This window comes from Pantoea sp. GM01 (assembly GCF_000282675.1).
In the GTDB taxonomy this organism is placed as follows: Bacteria; Pseudomonadota; Gammaproteobacteria; order Enterobacterales; family Enterobacteriaceae; genus Pantoea; species Pantoea nemavictus.
In genome coordinates, this window is the sequence record NZ_AKIU01000094.1 from 23956 (window position 1) to 31434 (window position 7479).

Below are 7479 nucleotides of genomic sequence, written 5' to 3' on the forward strand. Positions count from 1 at the left end.
GCGGCCGCCTACTAGATATTACTCCGGCATACCTTCGCTGGTTGGCGCACCCAGCATATAGCGTGACAGGAACTGCTCCAGCGTCATCTTGTCGCCATTCATGGTGACCTGACCGTTGCCGTACTGCAGGCTGGTGACGATGTTGTCATCCTGCTGCTGTGTCAGACGGAACATCTGGCCCATCGCGGCTAAGCCTTTCACCTGCTGATCCGCCAGCTTCTGCGCATCATCGCCCTGATATCCCTCCGCCAGACCGACATGACGCATGGTTTCCGTGGCCATCGGCATATTGATGGTCAGTTTACCGTCGAGGTTTTTCAACACGCGATCTACCGCGGCACCCAAACTCTGCGCTTCACCGGTCACGGTGGCCGGATCGTTAAAGCCCAGGTTCAGATTGAAGCTGCTCTCGCCCTTGTCATTTTTCCAACTCAGCGGCGCAATGCTTAAGGTTGGCGAGCCTTTTAACAACGTTGGCAGATTATTACGCAGGATGGTTTGCACGCTGGCCTGATAGCGAATCGGATCTTCCGCTACGCCCGGCTGGCTTAGCAGATCTTGCATCTGGGCGTTGTAGGTGTCGGAGAAGGCTTTCACTGCCTGCGCATCGAATTGCGCGAAGGTCATCGCCAGTTTGGCTTCACCAAATGGCTGCTTCTGCAGGGTGATTTTGTCAACGTTCACGTCCAGCTTGCCGCCAATCTTGCCCTCTTTATTATCAAAGGAAGAGGTGGTTTTCAGCTTCTCCAGCGAGAGACCTTCTTGGCCGTTGATGCTGGCATTCAGCTTATCCAGAGAGATGGATTGATCGCCAACGCGCACGCCTTCCGGGCTGAGATGCGTATCGCCACTGAGTTTCAGGCCATTTAAGGTGAACAGCACCGGCATGTCGACCTGATTTTTACTGGTCACCGCGATGCTGGAGAAGTCGCCGTCCAGGCTAACCTTATCGCCTTTGCTATCGGCGCTGATATTCAGCGAACCGCCGTTGGTCGCCAGACGATCGCCCGTTTGCGCATTGTTGTAATCCACCGCCAGCAGCGTGAGATCGGTATCGGTCGCGCCACTGTAGCCCACGCGCGTATCGGCATTAACCAGCGATTTACCGTTGGTCAATTCAAACAGTTTCTTCACCGCATCGGTGTTTTCCAGTTCGGTATGCACTGATGCCATACTTGGGATCAGGCTGCCACGTTTCAGCTGGGCGAACGGGAAAGGACCGTGATCGATGGTCTCGTTCAGCACGATGCTTTGACCAGGCTTCAACAGCGGATTGTCATTGGTTTGCGAGCTGGCCTGCACCACCAGTTTGGTCTTACTGCTGAACACGCCACGCTGATAATCCTGATAGCTCAGCGTCAAACGGCTATTGGGCGCGTAAGCATTCAGCTGTGCATTGGCATTTTGCAACATCTCATCCATGTGGCTTTCCAGTTGTTTACCGGTAAACCATGAAGCACCAGTCCAAATCACGCCGAGCGCCACAATCACACCTACGGCAACCTTGGTCTTTTTCATCGCTGTGTCGTCCTTATCCTTGCGTCCGCACGCCGCTGGTCGGTGCGCGACGGGTGAAGAAAAACGCCCGCAGGCGTTTTAAATTAATAGTTTGAAAGAATAGCAGTTAATGCTGCAAGCGTCAGCCGGATCAGTCCAGCGTATTAAACACGCGCGCCAGTCGTCCGGTACCTGCTGCGCTCACCGGTGACTCGTCGGCGGCGACAAAACAGGATTCACCCGGCTTCAGCACCAGCTGTTGACCAGACTTCTCAATCACCGCCTGGCCTTCGATACAGAACAGCAGGGCAGCGCTGTTTTGCGCCAGGGCCTGCGGCGCAGCTGAGAGCGCATGGATAGCGAAGGCAAAATCCTCCACTGGAATCGGGAAGTTCAGCGTTTCGCCGTCGCGCTGCGGTTGCGTCAGCAGCGTCGCCGCCGGTTTTGCGTGGAATTTCAGGTTAGCCAGCAGTTCCGGGATATCGATAAACTTCGGCGTCAGACCGGCGCGTAGCACGTTATCGGAGTTCGCCATCACTTCCAGCGCCACGCCTTTTAAATAGGCGTGCGGCGTTTCGGCGAACAGGAACATCGCTTCGCCCGGCTGCAGCGTGATCACATTCAGCAGCAGCGGGGAAAACAGGCCGCTATCATCGGGATAATCGGCGGCAATGGATTTGATGGTTTGCCACGGTTCGCCTTCACGGGAATTGAGCGCCGATTTCAACACGCCAATGGCGCGTGATTTAGCCTCATCTTTCAACGACAGCAGGGTGGCGAACAGTTTTGCCAGATTGGCTTCGTTGGCATTCTCCAGGAAGTGGGCGATTTGCGGATGCGCGCCAGCGACCGGTTCCAGCAGCGAGACAATCTCATGCAGCTCGCGGAAACCGTTCATCGCCTGGAAGGGCGTCAATGCATACACCAGCTCCGGCTTATGATTGGCATCTTTATAGTTACGTTCGGCGGCGCTCAGTGGAATGCCGGCGGCATTTTCTCGCGCAAAGCCCTGCTCAGCGGCGGCTTTACTTGGATGCACCTGAATCGACAGCGGCTGTTCGGCGCACAGCACTTTAAACAGGAACGGCAGCTCGCCAAAACGCTCAGCGACGGCTTTGCCCAGCGTGGCCACTTTATCCGCATCGATCACATCGCGCAGCGAACGCGCTTCACCGTTTACGTCAACGGTGGAAGGACTTTTTGGGTGCGCGCCCATCCACAGCTCGGCCATCGGCAACCCCTGCGGATTTTCGATGCCGTAAAGTTCGGTCAGCGCAGTTTTGCTGCCCCAGGCGTAATTTTGCAGCGAATTGTTCAATTTTTGCATCGTTTACCCTTAATAACCGTAAGTAAATAAGCGTATTAAAGCAGAAAGTGCCATAGAAAATACACGAACAAGTGGAATAAACGCGATAGGCTCGCATAATGTTAAATTCTTGTATGTGACAATCTTGCTCGCTCAACGGCGTCGCGGGAAGGCGTTTAGAGCGGAAACCTCAAAATCTGAGCTAAGGAGACGTAGTCATGGCAGCCAATCGCATTGAAAAAGACTCAATGGGACCGATCGAAGTACCGGCAGATAAGTTGTGGGGCGCACAAACCCAGCGATCGCTGGAACATTTCAAAATCTCAACCGAGAAAATGCCGGTGGCATTGGTGCACGCGCTGGCGCTGACCAAGCGCGCCGCCGCACAGGTTAACCAGGATCTCGGCTTGCTACCGGCCGATCGTGCTCAGGCGATTCTCAAAGCCGCCGACGAAGTGCTGGCTGATAAGCACAGCGACGAATTCCCGCTGGCGATTTGGCAGACCGGCTCCGGCACGCAAACCAACATGAACATGAACGAAGTGCTGGCCAACCGTGCCAGTGAAATTCTCGGCGGCGAACGTGGCATGTCGCGTCTGGTGCATCCGAATGATGACGTGAATAAAAGCCAAAGCTCCAATGATGTGTTCCCCACCGCCATGCACGTGGCCGCGGTCATTGCCGTGCGGGAGCAGCTGATTCCGCAGATTCACGTGTTGAAAAAGACGCTGAGTGAGAAATCCGACGCCTTCAAAGATATCGTCAAGATTGGTCGTACCCATCTGCAGGATGCGACACCGTTAACGCTCGGTCAGGAGATCTCCGGCTGGGTGGCGATGCTGGAACACAATCTTAAGCACATCGAAAACAGCATTCCGCACGTGGCGGAATTGGCGCTGGGCGGTACCGCGGTCGGCACCGGCCTTAACACCCATCCGGAGTACGCGGTGCGCGTGGCACAAGCGCTGGCCGATCTGACCAAACAGCCGTTTGTGACCGCGCCAAACAAATTTGAAGCGCTGGCAACCTGCGATGCACTGGTGCATGCGCACGGCGCGCTGAAAGGCCTGGCGGCCTCGCTGATGAAAATTGCCAATGACGTGCGCTGGCTGGCTTCTGGTCCACGTTGCGGCATTGGTGAACTGGCAATCCCGGAAAACGAGCCAGGCAGCTCGATCATGCCCGGCAAAGTGAACCCGACGCAGTGCGAAGCGCTCACCATGCTGTGTTGCCAGGTGATGGGTAACGATGTGGCGGTGAACATTGGCGGTGCGTCCGGCAACTTTGAGCTCAACGTGTTCCGTCCGATGGTGATCCACAACTTCCTGCAATCGGTGCGCCTGCTGGCCGACGGTATCGACAGCTTCAATCACCACTGCGCGATGGGTATTGAGCCGGTGCGCGAGCGTATCGATCAGCTGCTGAACGAGTCGCTGATGCTGGTTACCGCGCTCAACACCCATATCGGTTACGACAAAGCGGCGGAAATCGCCAAGAAAGCCCATAAAGAGGGCCTGACGCTGAAAGGCTCGGCGCTGAAATTGGGTTATCTCACTGAAGAGCAGTTCGACGAGTGGGTACGTCCGCAGGAGATGGTTGGCAGCATGAAGCAGTAATCTGCCGCTAACTGTTATGAAGGCCGTTCATCTGAACGGCCTTTTTTACGCCAGTCGATCGCTCCACAAATGCAGACGTGGAATGATCAAATGCAGCGGTTCGGCCAGCGGTTTGTGGCGATACGCGACGTTATCTGCATCATAATTCAGTAACTCGCCCAAAATGGGTACCTGGGTCTTATCGCGGCACAGCACCAGCAGCGGAGAAGGGCAGGCAAGCTGTACCTGCTTCTTCTCGCTGGCGCGCCACACGCGGGCAATCGGTTGTACCTTCACCGGACGTTTGATTTTCAGCTTCGCTCCCGCAGGCAGCGCGAGAATCGCTTCCAGCTCTTGCTGCACTTTTTCCGCCCACTGCTCACGCGTCCACGGCGCCTGAGCGCGATTGGCTTTCAGACTGCGCTCCAGCTGCTCAACCACCGCATCACGCGTCACGTTTTTTATGATGTTTTTATTTGCCCAGCCAAAACGCAAACTGTCTGGCGAATTAAGCAGCGTCACGCTGCGGTAGGCGTTTAGGGTGATTAAGCCGCGCAGATGCTGGTGGACAAACTCAAAGCGCGCCTCGCTCGGCAAGCCCGACTCCACGGTAATGAGCTGTTCCAGCCGCTGCTTCAACGTGTTGATCTCGGCCACCTGCTGCGTGATTTGCGCATGCATTTCCCCCTCGGCCTGGATGCAGATCGCGCCCGGCAATCGCACCGCGGCTTTAGTGCTGAGCTTTTCCGATTGATGCTGCATAAACAGGCGGCAGTAGTGCGCCAATGCCATTTCGCGCGCGGTTTTACCGAGATGCTGCGTTACCGCGATGCGTTCAATTTCATCGTGCTCACGCCCTTTTTCAATTTCCGGCAGGCTGAAAACCCGTGCAATCAGCAGCGGTTGCAGTTCAATCTGCTGACGTAAGGCACTCAACGCCGCTTCCAGCGCGTTCACGCATTCATGTAGATCGGCAACCAAATCATAGCGGGCCATAAAATGCCTCCATAGTTACAACATACTTTTTAGTGTACTGGCTCGGGTGCTAATCTGCCAGCACAGCGCAAGGATTTCGCTAAGCAGGGGAAGAGGGGATTTTTCCTGCTGGATTAACGTGTTATAACAATGCTTTGCCTGCTAACGGAAAATTGTCGTGCAGCCTCTGCCAAAGCCACCTGTTCCCGCCATTATTACGCTTGGATTAGTGCAAATCCTCTCATGGGGCGGATCGTTCTATTTAATGGCGGTGATGGCCAATCCGATCGTAGCGGAAACCGGCTGGTCGCAGCAGTGGGTGTATGGCGCGCTGTCGCTCGGTATGTTGATTTCGGGTTTGCTGGCTCCGCTAAGCGGCCGACTGATTTCCCGCTCTTATGGTCGCGTATTGCTGGCAGCGAGCGGGGCGGTGATGGCGATTGGTCTGGTGATCATGGGCCTCAGCCATCATCTGCTGCTGTTTCTGTTTGCCTGGCTGATTATCGGCATTGGCATGGCGATGGGCTTATACGATGCGCTATTCGCCACGCTCGGCACACTGTACGGCGGGCAGGCGCGCGGCGCGATTACCGGCATCACGCTGATCTCCGGTTTTTGTACCACCCTGGTTTGGCCGGGCACCGCGCTGCTGATCCACTGGCTGGAGTGGCGCGGCGCCTGTTTTGCCATCGCCGGAGTATTGTGTCTTTCCGTCTTGCCCGCCTACCTTTACGCACTGCCTGCGCCCGCAGCGAAAACCGTTACCAGCAAGCCGACATCAGCCGCGCACGGCGATGCACTTGCCCCGGCGCTGTTCTGGTTGCTGTGCAGTATTTTCACCCTTGCATCGGTGATCATGACGGCGATTTCGGTGCAACTGATTACCTTGCTGCAAGCCAGCGGGCATACGCTGGCGTCGGCTTTAGCGATCAGCGCCATTCTTGGTCCCTGTCAGGTGGGCTCGCGCATTGTCGACATCGCCTTTAAGCGCGGACATCCCATCTGGACCACTTTCTTCTCGGTGGGATTGGTGGCGCTGGGCCTGCTGCTGCTGGCGTGTTATCCGCAGTTTGCCGTGCTGAGCATGGTGCTGTACGGCGCCGGAAATGGGCTGCGGGCGATAGTGCGGGGAACTTTACCGCTGGTAATGGTCAAACCAGAGGCTTACGCGATTGTGGTTGGGCGCATGGCGCGTCCCGCGTTGATTGGCCAGGCATTAACGCCGCTGGTTGGCGGCTATGTCTTTGAGCACCTCGGCGCCAATGCCACGCTGTGGCTATTGTGTCTGTTGGCGTTTATCAACGTGCTGCTGGTGATGGTGTTGAAGCAGAAATTGCCACACGCCAGCCCACAGTCGGAAAGGGGAGCGATAAATTAAGCAGCCTGTGCGCTTCTACCCGCTTAAATGGGGAATACGTGCCTGTATCACGGGCGCTGGCTTCTAAAAAGCAACAGTGTTTGTTATATTTATTGCTCATTGATTACTCACTGTCGCGGCATAAAAACAACAAGATAACCGCAACTCAGGATATTGAAATGCTTGATTACCGCTTCCCGACAGCTTTGCAGATGGTTTTGAGCGTAGCGATGGCGGAGCAACTGGGCAAACGCTCGACCAGTGCCATATTGGCGTATGGTCTTGAAGCGAACCCCAGTTTCATTCGAAAACTCATGGTTCCGCTCACGCGCGACGGCATCATCGTCTCGACGCTTGGCCGCACCGGCTCAATTCACCTGGGTCGTCCGGCTGCTGAGATCACGCTGCGCGACATCTACACTTCGGTGATTGAAGATAAAAAGCTCTGGGCCTCGCGTCCGGATGTCGCTCCGCGTTGTCTGGTCAGTGCTAACCTGTGTTGGTACTTTAAATCGATTGCGGAAGAGGCTGAAGAAGCGTCGCTGAAGGTGCTGGAAACCCGCACCGTGGCAGATGCGCTGGCCGAACTGAAGCATAACGACACCAGCAACTGCGAAGAGCTGCCCGATGTCGAACTCGCCGATCTGTGTAAGAAAGGCCGCTAAAACCGCACCCATCCCGTAGGGTCGCCATTCATGGTGTAATGCCGATCAGTTAAGCGCTGAGCGACTTTCGTTCGCCATCGGCTG

General features: G+C 55.9%; 6 protein-coding genes. 3 read left to right on the forward strand and 3 right to left on the reverse strand.

The annotated features are described in order from the left end of the window. Window positions 1-18: 18 nt before the first annotated feature. Complete coding sequence (locus PMI17_RS23860) at window positions 19-1518, reverse strand: YdgA family protein (protein WP_007893834.1); 1500 nt, start codon at window positions 1516-1518, stop codon at window positions 19-21. Window positions 1519-1648: 130 nt separating this feature from the next. Further along, window positions 1649-2824: a mannose-6-phosphate isomerase gene (manA, locus tag PMI17_RS23865; RefSeq protein WP_007893836.1), complete on the reverse strand. Its 1176-nt coding sequence runs from the start codon at window positions 2822-2824 to the stop codon at window positions 1649-1651. A 197-nt stretch (window positions 2825-3021) separates the two neighbouring features. Between manA and fumC the strand changes: the two genes are divergently transcribed. Further along, entirely contained in the window at window positions 3022-4419 is a 1398-nt protein-coding gene (gene fumC / locus PMI17_RS23870) for a class II fumarate hydratase (RefSeq protein ID WP_007893839.1), read from the forward strand. A 45-nt stretch (window positions 4420-4464) separates the two neighbouring features. On the opposite strand, the gene tus is transcribed toward fumC, so the two are convergent. Beyond that, the gene (gene tus / locus PMI17_RS23875) at window positions 4465-5394 is read right to left on the reverse strand and encodes a DNA replication terminus site-binding protein (protein WP_007893842.1); all 930 of its coding nucleotides are present in this window, start codon (window positions 5392-5394) and stop codon (window positions 4465-4467) included. Between the two features lie 157 nt (window positions 5395-5551). Between tus and PMI17_RS23880 the strand changes: the two genes are divergently transcribed. After that, window positions 5552-6751 carry an MFS transporter gene (locus PMI17_RS23880; protein WP_007893845.1) on the forward strand — a complete coding sequence of 400 codons (1200 nt, stop codon included), beginning with the start codon at window positions 5552-5554 and terminating at the stop codon, window positions 6749-6751. Window positions 6752-6909: 158 nt separating this feature from the next. Then, a complete protein-coding gene (locus tag PMI17_RS23885; protein ID WP_007893848.1) occupies window positions 6910-7395 on the forward strand; it encodes an Rrf2 family transcriptional regulator in 486 nt (161 codons plus the stop codon). Window positions 7396-7479: the final 84 nt, after the last annotated feature.

Bases quoted from the DNA above. Each gene is read 5' to 3' on its own strand.
- PMI17_RS23860 (WP_007893834.1), bottom strand. From the start codon at position 1,518: ATGAAAAAGACCAAGGTTGCCGTAGGTGTGATTGTGGCGCTCGGCGTG.
- manA (WP_007893836.1), bottom strand. From the start codon at position 2,824: ATGCAAAAATTGAACAATTCGCTGCAAAATTACGCCTGGGGCAGCAAA.
- fumC (WP_007893839.1), top strand. From the start codon at position 3,022: ATGGCAGCCAATCGCATTGAAAAAGACTCAATGGGACCGATCGAAGTA.
- tus (WP_007893842.1), bottom strand. From the start codon at position 5,394: ATGGCCCGCTATGATTTGGTTGCCGATCTACATGAATGCGTGAACGCG.
- PMI17_RS23885 (WP_007893848.1), top strand. From the start codon at position 6,910: ATGCTTGATTACCGCTTCCCGACAGCTTTGCAGATGGTTTTGAGCGTA.